General features: G+C 63.2%; 16 protein-coding genes. 10 read left to right on the top strand and 6 right to left on the bottom strand.

Annotation, left to right across the window (positions count from 1 at the left end; genetic code table 11):
* The 3 genes from A2J01_RS16905 to A2J01_RS16915 all read left to right on the top strand — a co-directional run.
* Positions 1-2,399, top strand: a 2,399-nt coding sequence (locus A2J01_RS16905; RefSeq protein ID WP_197494240.1) for an NAD-glutamate dehydrogenase domain-containing protein, incomplete at its 5' end; no start/stop codon positions are given.
* On the top strand, positions 2,396-2,815 hold the full coding sequence (locus A2J01_RS16910; RefSeq protein WP_003944573.1) for an acyl-CoA thioesterase: 420 nt from the start codon (positions 2,396-2,398) through the stop codon (positions 2,813-2,815). The genes A2J01_RS16905 and A2J01_RS16910, both read left to right, overlap by 4 nt.
* Positions 2,808-3,494, top strand: coding sequence for a hypothetical protein (locus tag A2J01_RS16915; RefSeq protein WP_054826989.1), 687 nt, complete (start codon positions 2,808-2,810; stop codon positions 3,492-3,494). Before A2J01_RS16910 ends, A2J01_RS16915 begins: the two co-directional genes overlap by 8 nt.
* A 29-nt stretch (positions 3,495-3,523) precedes the next feature.
* On the opposite strand, the gene A2J01_RS16920 is transcribed toward A2J01_RS16915, so the two are convergent.
* The gene (locus A2J01_RS16920) at positions 3,524-5,122 is read right to left on the bottom strand and encodes a glycoside hydrolase family 13 protein (protein WP_064113160.1); all 1,599 of its coding nucleotides are present in this window, start codon (positions 5,120-5,122) and stop codon (positions 3,524-3,526) included.
* A 170-nt stretch (positions 5,123-5,292) separates the two neighbouring features.
* On the opposite strand from A2J01_RS16920, the gene A2J01_RS16925 reads away from it, so the two are divergent.
* Positions 5,293-5,721 carry a cupin domain-containing protein gene (locus A2J01_RS16925; RefSeq protein ID WP_231915811.1) on the top strand — a complete coding sequence of 143 codons (429 nt, stop codon included), beginning with the start codon at positions 5,293-5,295 and terminating at the stop codon, positions 5,719-5,721.
* Between the two features lie 4 nt (positions 5,722-5,725).
* Here A2J01_RS16925 and A2J01_RS16930 read toward each other — a convergent pair whose 3' ends face one another.
* On the bottom strand, positions 5,726-6,133 hold the full coding sequence (locus A2J01_RS16930; protein ID WP_064113168.1) for a globin: 408 nt from the start codon (positions 6,131-6,133) through the stop codon (positions 5,726-5,728).
* Positions 6,134-6,315: 182 nt separating this feature from the next.
* Here A2J01_RS16930 and A2J01_RS16935 point away from each other — a divergent pair, with 182 nt between their 5' ends.
* The 3 genes from A2J01_RS16935 to A2J01_RS16945 all read left to right on the top strand — a co-directional run bounded on the left by A2J01_RS16935 (position 6,316) and on the right by A2J01_RS16945 (position 7,862).
* Positions 6,316-7,014 carry an HNH endonuclease gene (locus A2J01_RS16935; RefSeq protein ID WP_197494241.1) on the top strand — a complete coding sequence of 233 codons (699 nt, stop codon included), beginning with the start codon at positions 6,316-6,318 and terminating at the stop codon, positions 7,012-7,014.
* 118 nt (positions 7,015-7,132) lie between these two features.
* Positions 7,133-7,396 carry an aa3-type cytochrome oxidase subunit CtaJ gene (gene ctaJ, locus A2J01_RS16940; RefSeq protein WP_007730943.1) on the top strand — a complete coding sequence of 88 codons (264 nt, stop codon included), beginning with the start codon at positions 7,133-7,135 and terminating at the stop codon, positions 7,394-7,396.
* Complete coding sequence (locus tag A2J01_RS16945; protein ID WP_003944512.1) at positions 7,383-7,862, top strand: DUF5130 domain-containing protein; 480 nt, start codon at positions 7,383-7,385, stop codon at positions 7,860-7,862. Before ctaJ ends, A2J01_RS16945 begins: the two co-directional genes overlap by 14 nt.
* A 68-nt stretch (positions 7,863-7,930) precedes the next feature.
* Here A2J01_RS16945 and pepN read toward each other — a convergent pair whose 3' ends face one another.
* Together pepN and A2J01_RS16955 are read right to left on the bottom strand one after the other, a co-directional pair.
* A complete protein-coding gene (gene pepN / locus A2J01_RS16950) occupies positions 7,931-10,510 on the bottom strand; it encodes an aminopeptidase N (protein ID WP_064113162.1) in 2,580 nt (859 codons plus the stop codon).
* A gap of 65 nt (positions 10,511-10,575) precedes the next feature.
* Positions 10,576-11,811 carry an NAD(P)/FAD-dependent oxidoreductase gene (locus tag A2J01_RS16955; protein ID WP_064113163.1) on the bottom strand — a complete coding sequence of 412 codons (1,236 nt, stop codon included), beginning with the start codon at positions 11,809-11,811 and terminating at the stop codon, positions 10,576-10,578.
* Positions 11,812-11,977: 166 nt separating this feature from the next.
* Between A2J01_RS16955 and A2J01_RS16960 the strand changes: the two genes are divergently transcribed.
* On the top strand, positions 11,978-12,601 hold the full coding sequence (locus A2J01_RS16960; RefSeq protein ID WP_007730951.1) for a DsbA family oxidoreductase: 624 nt from the start codon (positions 11,978-11,980) through the stop codon (positions 12,599-12,601).
* On the opposite strand, the gene A2J01_RS16965 is transcribed toward A2J01_RS16960, so the two are convergent.
* Positions 12,589-13,425 carry a M48 family metallopeptidase gene (locus A2J01_RS16965; RefSeq protein ID WP_228232720.1) on the bottom strand — a complete coding sequence of 279 codons (837 nt, stop codon included), beginning with the start codon at positions 13,423-13,425 and terminating at the stop codon, positions 12,589-12,591. The two genes, A2J01_RS16960 and A2J01_RS16965, sit on opposite strands and share 13 nt — an antisense overlap.
* 142 nt (positions 13,426-13,567) lie before the next feature.
* Here A2J01_RS16965 and A2J01_RS16970 point away from each other — a divergent pair, with 142 nt between their 5' ends.
* Together A2J01_RS16970 and A2J01_RS16975 are read left to right on the top strand one after the other, a co-directional pair.
* The gene (locus tag A2J01_RS16970) at positions 13,568-14,041 is read left to right on the top strand and encodes a ribose-5-phosphate isomerase (RefSeq protein ID WP_003944571.1); all 474 of its coding nucleotides are present in this window, start codon (positions 13,568-13,570) and stop codon (positions 14,039-14,041) included.
* Positions 14,042-14,056: 15 nt separating this feature from the next.
* Positions 14,057-14,854, top strand: coding sequence for an Fpg/Nei family DNA glycosylase (locus tag A2J01_RS16975; protein WP_003944531.1), 798 nt, complete (start codon positions 14,057-14,059; stop codon positions 14,852-14,854).
* On the opposite strand, the gene A2J01_RS16980 is transcribed toward A2J01_RS16975, so the two are convergent.
* Positions 14,851-15,624 (bottom strand): hypothetical protein, encoded by a 774-nt coding sequence (locus A2J01_RS16980; RefSeq protein ID WP_064113169.1) that lies wholly within the window; start codon positions 15,622-15,624, stop codon positions 14,851-14,853. The genes A2J01_RS16975 and A2J01_RS16980 overlap by 4 nt on opposite strands.
* Positions 15,625-15,637: the final 13 nt, after the last annotated feature.

Here is a 15,637-nt window from a genome sequence, read left to right on the forward strand (position 1 = left end):
AGGTGCTCGGCTTGGTGAAGGCTCAGGCCGTCAAGAACGCGGTGATCGTGCCGGTCGGCGCCAAGGGCGGCTTCGTCGTGAAGAATCCGCCTCTGCCGACGGGCGATCCGGCCGTTGATCGAATGGCGACGCTGGAAACCGGCAAGGCCTGCTACACCACGTTCATCTCCGGATTGCTCGACATCACCGACAACGTGCACGCGGCTACCGGCGAAGTTGTGACGCCGGATCGAGTGGTGCGCAAGGACGATCAGGATCGCTACCTGGTGGGCGCCGCGGACAAGGGCACGGCGACGTTCTCGGATCTCGCCAATTCGGTTGCCGCCAAGTACGACTTCTGGCTCGGCGACGCGTTTGCCTCCGGTGGCTCCGTGGGATACGACCACAAGGGCATGGGTATCACCGCTCGCGGCGCCTGGGAAAGCGTCAAGCGGCACTTCCGCGAACTCGGGGTCGACACGCAGACGCAGGATTTCACGACGGTAGGCGTCGGCGACATGAGCGGAGACGTGTTCGGCAACGGAATGCTCCTCAGTCGGCACATCCGTCTGGTGGGCGCGTTCGATCATCGACACATCTTCCTCGATCCGAACCCGGATGCAGCGAGCTCGTTCGTCGAACGTCAACGACTTTTCGAGTTGCCACGGTCGTCATGGGCCGACTACGACAAGAGCCTGATCAGTGAAGGTGGCGGCGTATGGGACCGCACGGTCAAGTCGGTTCCGATCGCCGAAAGCGTCCGGATCGCACTGGGTCTGGCCGAGGGGGTCACGAAGCTCTCGCCGCCGGAATTGATGCAGGCGATTCTGTCGGCACCGGTGGATCTGCTGTGGAACGGCGGAATCGGTACATACGTCAAAGCGTCGACCGAGACCAATGCGCAGGTTGGCGACAAGAGCAACGACGCCGTGCGTGTCGACGGTCAAGATCTGCGGGTCAAGGTGATCGGGGAGGGCGGCAACCTCGGCGTCACTGCTCTGGGAAGAATCGAGTTCAGCGCCAGCGGCGGTCACATCAACACCGACGCCATCGACAACTCGGCCGGCGTCGACTGCTCCGATCACGAAGTGAACATCAAGATTCTTCTCGATTCGCTCGTGCGTTCGCAGTTACTGCCCACGCAGGAACGGAATCCGTTGCTGGCGTCGATGACCGACGACGTGGCGGCGCTGGTGTTGGCGGACAACATTGCTCAGAACGCGCTGCTCGGAATCTCCCGCGTGACCGCTTCTCAGATGCTCGGTGTTCACCGCCGTCAGTTGACGGATCTGACCAAGGCACGTGGCCTTGACCGCAAGCTCGAGGCGTTGCCGACCGACAAGGAGATCGAGCGTCGACTCGAGGCCGGTGTGGGTCTGACGTCGCCGGAATTGGCGACGCTGACGGCGCACGTGAAGCTTTCACTCAAGGACGATCTGCTCGCAACCGAGTTGCCGGACAACGATTTCTTCGCCCAGCAGATCCCGCAGTACTTCCCGACCGCTGTTCGCGATCGGTTCGAAACGGAGATCAAGGCACACCCGTTGCGGCGGCAGATCGTCGCGACGATGCTCGTGAACGAAGTGATCGACAACGGCGGAATCACGTACGCCTACCGCTTGGCCGAGGAGACCGGAGCGAGCAGTACGGACTCGATCCGTGCCTACGCCGCTGTGCGAGAGGTGTTTGCGCTCGACGAGGTGTGGTCGCGAATCCGCTCGGCGGGCGTCAGTGCAGAGATCGAAAACGAGTTGATCGTTGAGTCGTGCCGCTTGCTCGACCGCGCGTCGCGGTGGTTCCTGGCCAATCGGCCCCAGCCGATCGCCGTCGGCGCCGAGGTTGCGCGTTACTCGGCGGCGTATCGGGCTACGGCACCTCTGGTCCCGGGGCTGCTTGCGGGCCATCAACTCGACGATCTGCTGGTGCGGGCTCAATCGGTGATCGATCGCGGGGCTCCGGAAGCGTTGGCGCTGGACGTGTTCCGACTGCTGGACGTCTACTGCCTGCTCGACATCGCGGACATCGCCGACATCGCAGATCACGACATCGCCGAAGTTGCGGAGCTGTACTACGCCTTGGACGCGCATCTGGGAATCGACTGGTTGCTGAGCGCGGTCTCGGGACTCGAGCGCGGCGATCGATGGCACTCGCTCGCGAGGCTCGCGTTGCGAGACGACCTCTACAGTTCGCTTCGGCAGCTGACGATGGAGGTTCTGGCCGGCGGCGAGCCGGGGGAGTCGCCGCAGGAGAAGATCGACGAATGGGAGTCGACCAACGCCTCGCGTCTGAGCCGGGCGAGGGCAGCTCTCGTCGAGATCTTCGAGTCTGGGACGCTTGACCTCGCGACGCTCTCGGTGGCGGCGCGTCAGGTTCGTAGCATGGTGCGCAGCATGGGCACCCGATCGGAGGTAGGACGTTGAGCGAAGGATTCCACGCCGAAGTTGTGGTTCGGTGGTCCGACATGGATGCCTTCCAGCACATCAACCACGCACGGATGGTGACGTTGCTCGAAGAGGCGCGGATTCCTTGGTTGTTCGAAGACTCGCGCCCGACGGTCACCCTGCGTGACGGGGCCGTGATTGCCGATCTCCACGTGCGTTATCGCGGTCAACTGCGGCACGACGATTCGCCGCTCGACGTCTTCATGTGGGTGGAAAAGGTGCGCGCGGTGGACTTCACCATCGCGTACGAGGTTCGCCCCCGCGGTGCGGATCTCAGTGTCCCGCCGTCCATCGTGGCGTCGACTCAGATCGCGGCCTTCGATATCGACACTCAACGTTTGCGTCGCCTCAGCGGGCCCGAGCGCGAGTACTTGGAGAGCTGGCAACGTGCATGAACGTGTACTGACCGTGCCCGAGGAGGCCGAGCGAAAGAACTTGGCCGGCTTCATCGGTCATGCCTTGCGTTTGGACGAGTCCACGGTCATCCGGATGCGTCGACGCGGAGATGCTCACCTGAGCGTCTGGGCGTCAACGGGTTTCGACGCTCTCGCTACGCGAACCGTGGCGGGCACCATCAACCCTGACGACACCTCGGCTGCCGGCGATCAGTTGCTCTCGGCGGTGGAGCAGGCGACAAGTGAGCTGATCGATCCGGGGTTCGCCATGGATTCGGCGTGGCGTGGGGCGTTGCCGCCGATGGACGGCTTCGAGCACCTGGACGACGTACCCGCCCGGGTGCTGATCGAACTGGCGCAGCGGGGCAACGCCTTGGCACTGGAGCATGGAAGTAGTCACGGTCCGCCGGCGTCGTTGCTCGATCAGGACGTGCTCGAGGTCAGTGGTCCGTCCGGCACGGTCGGGATCTCGATGCGAGTTATTTTTGCCTTGACCGCAATGGGATTCGTTCCGCACACCGGGTCCGAGGCGATGACCGCCGACATCGATCTCGAGCAGATCGACGCCTCGGAACTGGTTCGGGTGCGGGCGAGTAGATCGTGGGTGCGGCTCGATGCTCGGTTCGGTTCGATCTACCGTCACCGCGGTGGTTCGATACCGCTGATGGTCGCACGATAGGAGTTACAGGTGGCGGGTGCGGTGTTCTCTCAGATCAGCCACGCCGCAGCGTTGACGGGTAGCTGACCGTCGACGAGTGGTGCGCTGCTCAACAGCAGCTGCCCGTTCGGCAGCGCGATCGGTACCTCCGTGGTGTTGAGAGCACAGATCAGACCACCGCGTCGACGGAAAGCGAGGCAGCCGGGGGGACTGCCGTACCAATCGATGTCCGCGCCGGAGAACTCCGGCCTGGCGCTACGAAGTTCGAGTGCGGCGCGATACAGCGAGAGCATCGAGTCGACGTCCTCGATCTGCGCCTCCACCGTGAGCGTCGACCACTCGCGTGGCATCGGCAACCAGGTGCTCGCGCCGGTGGTGAATCCGAACGGGGGTTCGCTTCCTTCCCACGGAAGGGGCACTCGGCAGCCGTCGCGTCCTCGCTCGGCATGTCCGGATCGTTCCCAGACCGGGTCCTGTAGTGCCTCGTCGGGCAGTTCGACGTTCGGCAGGCCGAGTTCGGCTCCGTTGTAGATGAAGCTCGCGCCCGGAAGCGCCAGTTCGACGAGGATCATCGCCCGTGCGCGTTGCGTTCCGATCTCACCCCCGCCGTAGCGCGTGACTTCACGTTCGACGTCGTGATTCGACAGCGTCCACGTGGGCACACCCCCGACCTCGGCGACGGCCGCAAGAGAGTTCTCCACGGCCTCCCGGACGGACTCGGCGGAGAATTCGGTTTCTGCAAGTCGGAAGTTGAATCCGAGATGCAGTTCGTCTGGCCGGATGTATTCGCCGAACTTCTGGTTGTCCTTCACCCAGATCTCGCCGACGGTCATCGCCTCCGGGAACTCGTCCATGACCTTGCGGATGCCGCGGTGGATTTCGTGAACTGCCGGGTTGTTGAACCGCGGGTCGTCGTCGGAATTGCGCATGAGCTCGTTGAGCTCCCAGTCGTGGTCCGGCAAACCGTCGGGCTTGGCCATTCCGTGGGCCACGTCGATGCGGAATCCGTCGATTCCGCGCTCGAGCCAGAACCGCAGAGTCTTGGCGAGGTCGTCGAAGACCTCGGGGTTGTCCCAGTTCAGGTCGGGCTGTTCCTTGGCGAAGATGTGCAGGTACCACTGGCCGGGTGTTCCGTCGGCTTCGGTGACGCGGGTCCACGCCGGGCCGCCGAAGATGCTCGGCCAGTTGTTCGGCGGTTCGTTGCCGTTCTCACCTTTGCCGTCTCGGAAGATGTAACGGGATCGCTCCGCAGAACCGGGCGCCGACGCCAGGGCTGCCTTGAACCACTCGTGCTGATCACTCGTGTGGTTCGGGACCAGGTCCATCGTGACCTTGATTCCGCGTTCGTGGGCTGACGTGATCAGTGAATCCATCGTCGCCAGATCGCCGAACAAGGGATCGATGTCGCGAGGATCCGAGACGTCGTAGCCGTGGTCTGCCATCGGTGACTTCATCACCGGGCTCAACCAGATTGCATCGATGCCGAGCAGTTCGAGGTAGCCGAGTTTCTCCTCGACTCCGCCGAGGTCGCCGATACCGTCGCTGCCCGAATCGGCAAAAGAACGCGGATAGATCTGATAGAAGACCGCCTCGTTCCACCACGGGGCTTCGGGCCGGCTTACAGAGGACGAATCCGCGGGGGTGCTCACAGCAGTTCATAGTGCCAAACGTCTGGCACTCTCACGACTTGGACACGGCAAAAGCGTGACTCTTTACCTAGCCTTGGTGTACTTTGCATTCACGCGGTGACACCATGTGGCAAATTTGGTGTTACTGCCGGGGGAGAAGTATTCGGGAATTCAACCAAGGGGGCTTGGCCTTGACTTTGTCGGCAATCGAAGCGGTCAGTTTGGATCATGTACTGCTCGAAGATGATCCGATCAACCGCGACTGGATAATCTTCGGCACACCGGTTGCACGGTCGGCGCAATGGTCGGCGAGTAAAGACGGGACCACGACTACACACGTCGGGGATTGCACGAAGGGGCGCTTCCGCTGGTACTTCCACGCGGACGAAATCGTGCACATCATCGAAGGGTCGGTCACCGTTCAGGCCGACGGAATCGCCGAGCGAACCCTGAGTGTCGGCGATGCCGCACTCTTCCGTGCGGGCAGTTGGTCGGAGTGGGAGGTCGAAGAGTACGTGCGCAAGCATGCAATCTTGAGTTCGCCCCTGCATCCCACGGTGTCGTTCGGGGTACGCGCTGCCCGCCGGGTCGCGCGCGTGTTCAGGCCGAAGGCTAGGTAGACGGTCAGATAGCGGAGTTCACCATGGACGCGGCAGCCATCTCCATGTAGTCGATCAACTGCTTGCGGTGCACCGGGCGCAGAGTCTTCTCGTCGATGGACGCGATGGCGACGTGCATGCACCGCAGCCACGCATCACGCTCGATCGGGCCGATCACGAATGGATTGTGGCGCATCCGCAGACGCGGGTGTCCACGCTCCTCCGAGTACGTGTGCGGTCCGCCCCAGTACTGCTCGAGGAACATCCGCATCCGCCGCTCGGCCGGGCCGAGATCGGCCTCGGGGTAGAGCGGGCGCACAACCTCGTCCTTCGCGACTTCTTCGTAAAATCGCGCGGTGAGCTTGTGAAACGTCTCGGCTCCGCCGACGGCGTCGTAGAAGGTCTGCTGCACGTCGTGCTGTACGTCATTCATGGCAAGTTCCATTGTGCCTGACGGCCGTAGTGGTCGGTTTCCGGGTCGACGACGGTTGTATCGAGTCGGAGTGCGTACCCATTCACCGGAAATTCACCGGCCGTCCTGGCAATTTTGTTCGAAATGGGAGTGCGCAACGCGATCATCCGTGGTCAACTTGGGGGCAGTCTCCCGGAGGTCGTATGAAGAACCGACATGCTGCACGCAATCACCGACAACTCCAGCCCACTAGCGCGCGGAACGACCACGCGTTAGGGGCTGTTCTGGAAGTTGTTCCTGACGGGTTCGCGCACACTGCCGACCCACTCTTTTCCGACGAGCATTCTCACGTCGAGATGTTCCCTCCCGATCGCGTAGTCCCCGAGTGGGTGAAACGTCGGGTGCTACTGCTCAACGTCACGTACGAACCGCTGACCGCCCTTCCTGCCAGGCGCGCGGTCGTACTGATGGCCTGCGGCAAGGCCGATACCGTCCACGAGGACGAACAGGGCCCGGTAGTCCATTCCGCGGACTGGTCGGTGCAGGTTCCCTCGGTCATTCGATTGCGCACCTACGTGCGCGTTCCATATCGCGCCCGCATCCCCATGACTCGTGCCGCGCTGATGCATCGTGACCACTTCCGATGTGCGTACTGCGGAGCCAAAGCCGAAACCATCGACCACGTCGTTCCTCGCAGCAGAGGTGGCGGGCATTCGTGGGAGAACTGCGTCGCGTGCTGCGCCCCCTGCAATCACCGCAAGGCCGACAAGATGCTCAGCGAACTCGGATGGACCCTCCGTGCGGAATTGGTCCCGCCGTCCGGACCTCACTGGCGTCTGCTCGCGGCGACCAAGGAATTGCATCCGGCGTGGATGCCGTATCTCGGCGTGGGCGCAGCCTGAGCAATGTGTCGGCGTGGGCGCAGCCTGAATTGAGTTCTAGCGTCACCGAAACGAAATTGCCCGAGAATTTGTGGCCCTGACGCTTTCCTTCCTGGCGTTCTGGGCTACGTTATCTGGTGTGAGCATTCTCGAGGTAGTACTGATATACGTTGGGATTCCGGCCTTGATCACCGCGTTCTTCGCGGCTGCGTCCTTCCTCGGGAAGAAGACGCCGGGACCGGTTCCGCCGGCGTTCCATCTCGGTGAGTCGTGGGATCACGCTCCCGTGCTGTGGAGTGCTGTCGACGAGGTCACCGTTCGCGGTGGCCATCACGGCAGTGCACACGCAATCGAAGCCGGTTCGGCTGATCTGATCGGAGGGTCCGCAAGTGGCAAGTGGTGATCATTCGACCGCGCTCGCAGTAGCGCCCGAGGACCTGCCCGTCGGCAGCGTCGTCACGTCCAGTGGACGCGTATCCGGTGTGCATCGCATCGGCGAGCCGTTCACCGACGATCTTCCGTTCGAGACCATGGATCTGGTCGCGCTCGACGTCGCGATGACCGAAGCGACGCGGGCCACCAAGGTGCGGTTCAACGCGTACGTCGGTGATCTCGGTTCTGATCCGGCAGCGGGTGCCGACGCATTGTTCCCGACCACGCCCGAAGCCGAGCGTTCCGTCTTGATCGCCGTTTCGCCCAACCAGCGCACCGTCGAGGTTCGCAGCGGTCGGGCAATCGCCGATCGGGTCACCGATCGTGTTACCCAGCTCGGAGCAACGGCAGCTGTTGCATCTTTCAGTGAAGGCAACCTGATCGACGGACTGATCAGCGCTATCCGCGTTATGGCAGCCGCGATTTCAGCGCCCTGACTTGTAAGACACTGGCCGGTGCTCGCTTCGATTCGTGAGAATCGAAGCGAGCACCGGCCTTTCGCATGTCAGCTCGCGTCGAACTTTCGTGCTGCGAGTGAACGAACCACGCCGGCCTGACCTTCGACGACCAGGCGACGCAACGCGGGAGGGATGTCGCCTTCGAGGAACCGGTCTGCTGCCGCTACGGATTCGTCCGAGATCGACCACGACGGGTACAGCCCGATGACGACCGTCTGTGCCACTTCGCTCGAGCGTCGTTCCCACACCGCCGCGATATCGGCGAAGTAGCGGGAGACGAAGGGCTCGAGCAATTCGTCCTGGCCTTCGCGAGCGAACCCGCCGATGATCGATCGCGCGGTGATGTTGGGCACGGAGTCGTCGCCGACGACTTTTGCCCAGACCTCTTCCTTGACAGCGACCTGCGGACGTCCGGCCGCGGCCGCCGCGGCTTGACGAGCGCCCGCAGCGGTCGGGTCACGCTGAGCTTCGGCGTCGATGAACGGAGTTGCGGTTCCTTCGGCGTCGATCTCACCGGCGGCCGCGAGTGCCCCGACGATGCGCCAGCGCAGGTCCGTGTCGACGATCAGGCCGTCGAGCCCAACGGTGGAGGGATCGGCGTCGAGCAATTCGCGCAGTACCTCGGTGTGCCACGGGGAGAGTGCTGCGCCGGTGAGTGCGTTGACGAATGCCAGCTGGTGGTCGGACCCGGCCTCTGCCTCACGTGCGAGTTCGAGCAACCGATTGGCGAAGCTCGCCGCGCCTTCGGCCTCGGCCCAGGCCGGATCTGCGTAGGAGCCGATGGCGGTTTGGGCTTGGAGCAAGAGACGTTGCACCACACCGACTTCGGTCTCCGAACTGATGCCGCGCTCGACCAGCGCGACGAAGTCGCGTGCCTTCAGTTCGGCTTGACGGGTCATTTCCCACGCCGCCGACCAGACCAGGGTGCGGGGGAGTGAGTCGGTGATGTCGCCGACCCGCTCGATCGCCGTCGCCAACGATTCGGGATCGAGTCGCACGGAGCCGTAGGTGAGATCGTCGTCGTTGACCAACACGAGTGCACCGCGGGCGACGCCGACAAGTTCGGGGACATCCGTGCTTTCGACGGCATCGAGGTCGAGTTCGACGCGATGGCTTCGCACCAACTTGCCGTCGACGTCGTCGTAGATGCCGATGGCGATCCGGTGGATTCGCCGCTCGCCGGCGCCTGGTGCAGCACCGTCCTGCAGGACGGCGAAGCGGGTGAACTTTCCGTCAGCGTCGACATCGAAGTCGGGGCGCAGGATGTTCAAACCGGTGGTCTTGAGCCACTGCCGACCCCAGTCGGAAAGGTCACGGCCCGAGGACTTTTCGAGTGAGCCCAGCAGATCGTCGAATGTTGCGTTTCCGAATGCGTGCTCACGGAAGTACTCACGCAGTCCGGCGAGGAACGGCTCGAGTCCGACGTATGCCACCAACTGCTTGAGGACGCTCGCGCCCTTGGCGTAGGTGATGCCGTCGAAGTTGACCTCGACGGCGGCCAGGTCCGGAATGTCCGCGGCAATCGGGTGCGTCGACGGCAACTGGTCCTGGCGGTACGCCCACGACTTCTCGACGTTGGCGAACGTCGTCCAGGCGTTCGCGTACTCCGTGGCCTCGGTCTGGCACAGGACCGAAGCGAAGGTCGCGAACGACTCGTTGAGCCACAGGTCGTCCCACCACGCCATCGTGACGAGGTCGCCGAACCACATGTGCGCCATTTCGTGCAGGACCGTTTCGGCACGACGTTCGTACGAGTAGCGGGTCACCTTGGAGCGGAAGACGTAGTCCTCGAGGAATGTCACGGCGCCGGCATTCTCCATCGCGCCCGCATTGAATTCGGGGACGAAGAGCTGGTCGTACTTGCCGAAAGCATAGGGAACACCGAAGTTGCGGTGGTAGAAGTCGAATCCCTGCTTGGTCTCGGTGAACAGTCGCTCCTCGTCCATGAACTCGGCCAGCGAAGCGCGGCAGAAGATTCCGAGCGGGATGTCGCCGTGCTCGTCGGAGTAGTTGTCGGTCCACTGCGCGTAGGGACCGGCGATGAGCGCCACCAGGTACGTGCTCATCTTCGGGGTGGTCCGGAAAACGTGCTTGCCGGGATCGGCGGCAAGGGTCTCGACGACCGCGGAGTTGGAGATGACCTTCCACGACGTGGGAGCGGTGACGCGGACGTCGAACGTGGCCTTGAGATCAGGCTGATCGAAGCACGCGAACATGCGCTTGGCGTCAGCCGTCTCGAACTGTGAATAGAGGTAGACGGAGTCATCGGTCGGGTCGACGAATCGGTGCAGTCCCTCGCCGGTGTGGGAGTAGATGCAATCGGCCTCGATGACCAACTCGTTGTCGGCAGCGAGGTCGGGCAGGCTGATGCCCGTCGACTCGTCGTAGCCGGAGACGTCGAGCGCGGTGCCGTTGAGGACCGCGGAATGGACTCTGGCCGCGACGATGTCGATGAAGCTGCTTGCTCCGGCCGTGGCGGTGAACGTGACGGTGGTCTTCGAGGAGAACGTCTCCTCGCCGGGTGCGTCTTTGCCGTCGGTGAGATCGAGTTCGATCAGGTAGTTCTCGACGGTCAGGATTGCTGACCGTTGCGCTGCGGTTTCGCGTGTCAGGTTCGGTGCGACCACAAAGATCTCCTCGTAGATGGTGCGGATCTATTACGTCCATCCCATCACGAAGAGAACGACTTCACTCAAGCGGACACTTCTGCCAGCGGAATCTCCGGATCGGCCAACCGCTCCGGATCGACGGGACGCGAAGACGCGACCAATTCCTTGATGGCGTCACCGGCATCCCAGATGTTCACGTTCATGCCGGCGAGCACCTTGTTCGCGGAATCGAGCCAGAATGCCAGGAACTCGCGCTTGTCGACGTCGCCGCGAGTGACGACACGGGAGTAGCCGCCGTGCGGTGCGTGACCTACGTATTCCATTCCGAGGTCGTACTGATCGGTGAAGAAATACGGCATGCGTACGTACTCGGCGGGCCGTCCCAACATGGTCTCTGCGGCCGTCTCGGGTTGGTTGAGTGCGTTTGCCCAGTGCTCCACCCGAATTCGTGCATTCAGAATCGGATGCTGTGCGGCCGCGATGTCACCCACTGCGACCACGTCGGGGTCGCTGCTCTGCAGACCGGCGTCGACGAGAACCCCGTTCTCGACGTCGATACCCGCCTCCGATGCCAACTCGGTGTTCGGCAATGCGCCGACAGCGATCAACACGGCGTCGGCCGGAATCACGGTTCCATCACTCAAAGTGACACCCGAGGCGTGACCGCCGTCGACAGAGATTGCGGTGACGTCCGTGCCGGTGCGTAAGTCCACCCCGTTCTGGCGGTGCAGCGCGGCGAAGACCTCACCCATTTCCGGGCCGAGGGTCGATTCGAGCGGAAGTCCGGCATGCTCGAGCACGGTGACGTCGACGTCGAAACCGCGAGCCGACGCGGCAATTTCGAGGCCGATCCAGCCGGCACCGATCACGACGAGCTTCTTGTCGGCGGCCAGGGTGCGCAGCAGCGCGGCGGCCTGATCGACTGTTCGCACGTAGTGAACGCCCTCGGCGTCGGATCCCGGGATGTCGAGGCGCCGCGACCGCGAACCGGTGGCCAAGGCGAGCTTGTCGTAGCTGATCGTGGAACCGTCCGGAAGTGACACGGTGTGCGCAGCGGGGTCGATGGCCGTTGCCGTCGTTCCCGGGCGAAGATCGACGCGATGGTCGCGAAACCACTCGCCGTCGTGGACGGTGAATTCGGGGAGTGTCTTCTTGCCGGCGAAGAACTCTTTCGACAGCGGCGGACGCTCGTACGGGAGGTGGTCTTCTTCACTCAATACGGTGATCTCACCGTCGAAATCTCTGTCACGCAGGGCTTCTGCGATCTTTGCGCCCGCGAGCCCGCCGCCGACGATCACGAATCTCCGGTTGGTGCTCATTACTGAACCACTCCTTCGTACTCGTTTCTTTTCGACACTACTGCGATCGGGAGGTGGTTCGGGGGAAAGCGCGGGAAGGATTGCGGGTTCATGATTGTTGGCAGAACGGGAGTATGTCCCCGAACTGATATGACCTGACCGACATGAACTGATAGGGAGTTTCTTCGTGAGCGCAACCTCGAGCAAGACCACGGACACTGCTGACTTCTGGTTCGATCCGCTCTGCCCGTGGTGCTGGATCACCTCACGCTGGATTCTCGAGGCCCAGCAGGTACGCGACATCGAGGCCAAGTTCCACGTGATGAGCCTTGCGGTTCTCAACGAGGGCCGTGACCTTCCCGACGAGTACCGGGAGATGATGACCAAGGCCTGGGGCCCGGTCCGTGTCGCCATCGCTGCAGCGCAGCTGAAGGGCGACGATATCCTCTTGCCGCTGTACACGGCGATGGGGACGAAGATTCACAACGAGGGAAACAAGGACTTCGCCGACGTCATCAAGTCGTCCCTTGCCGAGGTCGGCCTGCCACCTGAACTGGCCGAGGCCGCCGACACCGACAAGTACGACGAGGCTCTGCGCGAGAGCCACCACAAGGGCATGGACGCCGTCGGACCCGACGTCGGAACCCCGACGATCCATGTCAACGGTGTGGCGTTCTTCGGCCCCGTGCTCTCACGCATCCCGCGCGGCGAGGACGCAGGCAAGGTGTGGGACGGCGCAGTCGCGCTGGCCGGCTACCCCCACTTCTTCGAGCTCAAGCGGACCCGCAACGAGGATCCTCAGTTCGACTGAGCGGCAGTGAGCGCCGGATTTCGGTAGAGCTGACCCGGCCGGAAGAACAGATGCCCTGAGTGCGTGCGGTTGCGAAGCGCAGCCGCACGCCAGGTCAGCACCGGATGCGACGACAAGATGTTGACGAACCACGGGAAGAACCCGGATTCGAGTGTCGCCCGATCGGCCAGTTCGTCGAACCCGACCAGACCCACCAGATACTTTCCCGCGCCTAGGACGCCCATCGCGCCCGGTGCACCCTGCGGACGCATGTGAAAGCCGAAGTTGTCCGCCGTGTACTCCATGGAACGCGACAGCGAAGACCCGATCACCGGAATGTAGTTCGACGCGAACTGTCCCCACTGGCGCCAGTACGACGCATGCCCGGCAGCGATGTGGCCGACCTCGTGGCCGATGATGAATGCGAGCGCATCGGGCTCGCGTGCCTGCCCACCGACTTCGAACAGGTCGCTGTAGACGACGACGAAACGGCGAAATCCGTGCCCCGACGCGAACGCGTTGATCCGTCCGTTCCCCAGCACGACGTAGGCATCCGGCGGAGTTTTCATGCCGAATCGTGCCGCAGCCTCGGCAACCAGCTGATACCCCTCCGGAAACTGTGAAGGCGTCATCTTGATTCCGTTGACCTGTTGCGATCCGTACAGCTGACCTCGCGCGAGGAACAGCAGGATCGGAGCCGCGAGCACCACGAGGATCCACGTCGACAGATCACCCGCAGCGATCAGAACGATCGCCACCACATAAGTGACGACCGTCGTCAGTACCGCGAGCACGAGTAGCGGGATTTCCCACGGGTGGCGAACGGCGTCACTGCCCGGTGACATACGAAGGGCGGGTGCAGCGGCCTGGCCGTTGACGGGGTACATGGGCACCACGATAGGTGTGCTCGCGCGGCGATGCGTGTTCCTGAAAGTGTGACGTCGACCCGGGTGCGCCCGGCTGGTCGGGCCTGAGAGAATTGTCGCCATGCGCGTATACCTGGGTGCCGACCATGCCGGATTCGAACGTAAGAACGAGATCATCGAACACCTGAAAGCGAACGGCCACGAGGCCATCGACTGTGGTGCTCACGAGTACGACGCCGTGGACGACTACCCGGCTTTCTGCATCGAAGCCGCAAAGCGCGTCGTCGCCGACGAGGGCAGCCTGGGAATCGTCCTGGGTGGCAGTGGCAACGGCGAGCAGATCGCAGCGAACAAAGTTCCCGGCGCACGGTGCGCCCTCGCTTGGAGCGTCGAAACGGCGAAGCTGGCACGTGAGCACAACAACGCTCAGCTGATCGGCATCGGCGGACGTATGCATTCCCTCGAGGAATCGCTTGCCATCGTCGACGCTTTCCTCGCCACCGCATGGTCGGGTGAAGAGCGCCACCAGCGTCGTATCGACATCCTGTCCGAGTACGAGAAGACCGGCGTCGCACCGGCTCTGCCGCAAGCGTGATCCGAAAGTTGTTCCGTGCCTGAAGGTCATACCCTGCACCGGCTGGCACGGTTGCATGCCCGCAAGTTCGTCGGTTCACCGGTCCGCGTCCTCAGTCCGCAAGGCAGATTCGCCGAGGACGCGCGCCTGGTGGACGGACACGTACTCACGTCCTCGGATGCCTGGGGAAAGCACCTCTGGCACACGTACGACAACGGTCTGACAGTTCACGTACACCTCGGGTTGTACGGAAAGTTCACCGACGCCGCCCTGCCGATGGAAGAACCGGTAGGCCAGGTCCGGATGCGAATGGTCGGTGCCGACTTCGGCACCGACCTTCGTGGTCCCACCGCCTGCGAAGTCCTGCTACCTCCTCAGGTCGCCGCGATCGAGGCCAGACTCGGGCCGGACCCACTGCGCCGCGACGCGGATCCAGAGAAGGCCTGGTTGCGAATCTCCAAGTCCAAGACGGCAATCGGCGCCCTGCTGATGGACCAGGCGGTCCTGGCGGGTGTCGGCAACGTCTATCGCGCCGAACTTCTCTTTCGTCACGGAATCAACCCTGAACGACCGGGGAATCTCGTCTCTCACGGCGAGTGGACCGCCATGTGGGCAGACCTAGTCGAATTGATGAAAGTCGGCGTCAGACGGGGGAAGATGCACGTCGTTCGCGCCGAGCACGACAACGGAGATCCGGCGTACGCGAAGGATCGTCCGCGTACCTATGTCTACAGAAGAGCAGGATCGCCGTGCCGCGTGTGCGGCACACCGATCCTGCATTCCGTCATGAAGGCACGAAACCTGTTCTGGTGCCCGGTGTGTCAGTCGGCTTAGAAGTCGAAGCCGCCGAAGTCCCCACCACCACCACCGAAGTCCCCGAAGTCGCTGCCCTCACCGTCGTAGCCGCCGTCTGCGGTGTAATCCGTGTTGTCCATACTTCCTTGGTCCGCACCGGAATCACCGGCGTCCATGCCCTGATCGCCGGAGTCGCCGGCTCCCGTGTCGGCGCCGGGATCGCCACCCTGGGCGAAAGCCTCTGCGCCGTAAGGAACCCCGGCCATGCCGGAGAACATGGTCGAGAACAGCATCATCGAACCCAGACCCCAGGCGCCGGCGACGAGTGCAGGCTTCCACCAGGGTTCGGAGTACCAGCCGGCCGGGACCGGGCGTCCGGCGACTCGGCCACCGGGGTAGTAGTTGGGTGTGTGCGACGACGGATTGGGTGATGCGGCGACCTTGCGGCCCTCGAATTCGACCTCACGGTCTTCGGTGACCGAACCGGCAGCCTTCTGTCCGTCGATGGAAGGAACTTCCGGTCCTGGATCCATGCCCATCGCCACCCGTGCCGCGCGGATGTAGTAAAGCCCTTCCAGTGCAGTCTGTTTCGCGAGACGTGCTTGGACCGGCGTTGCGGCCTGATCGATCTGCGAGCCTGCGGCGTTGTACCGTTCGGCCGCGTCGGCGAGGGCTTGGCGCGACGCGTCGTCACTGCCGGTCAGGTTGTAGACCTGACCGCCGAGGCGTTCGATCGCCTGCCGGGCATCGGCTTTCGCATCGTCGAGTTGTGTTGCGCTGTGGCCGGAACCGCGTTGCTGGCTTTTCATGACCAGAAATACG

The sequence above is a fragment of the Rhodococcus sp. EPR-134 genome (assembly GCF_001647205.1).
Taxonomy (GTDB): domain Bacteria; phylum Actinomycetota; class Actinomycetes; order Mycobacteriales; family Mycobacteriaceae; genus Rhodococcus_F; species Rhodococcus_F qingshengii.

Coding starts and splice junctions, on each gene's coding strand:
- A2J01_RS16930 (WP_064113168.1), bottom strand. CDS start 6,133: ATGAATGACGTACAGCACGACGTGCAGCAGACCTTCTACGACGCCGTC.
- A2J01_RS16935 (WP_197494241.1), top strand. CDS start 6,316: ATGAAGAACCGACATGCTGCACGCAATCACCGACAACTCCAGCCCACT.
- A2J01_RS16955 (WP_064113163.1), bottom strand. CDS start 11,811: ATGAGCACCAACCGGAGATTCGTGATCGTCGGCGGCGGGCTCGCGGGC.
- A2J01_RS16965 (WP_228232720.1), bottom strand. CDS start 13,425: ATGTCACCGGGCAGTGACGCCGTTCGCCACCCGTGGGAAATCCCGCTA.
- A2J01_RS16970 (WP_003944571.1), top strand. CDS start 13,568: ATGCGCGTATACCTGGGTGCCGACCATGCCGGATTCGAACGTAAGAAC.
- A2J01_RS16980 (WP_064113169.1), bottom strand. CDS start 15,624: ATGAAAAGCCAGCAACGCGGTTCCGGCCACAGCGCAACACAACTCGAC.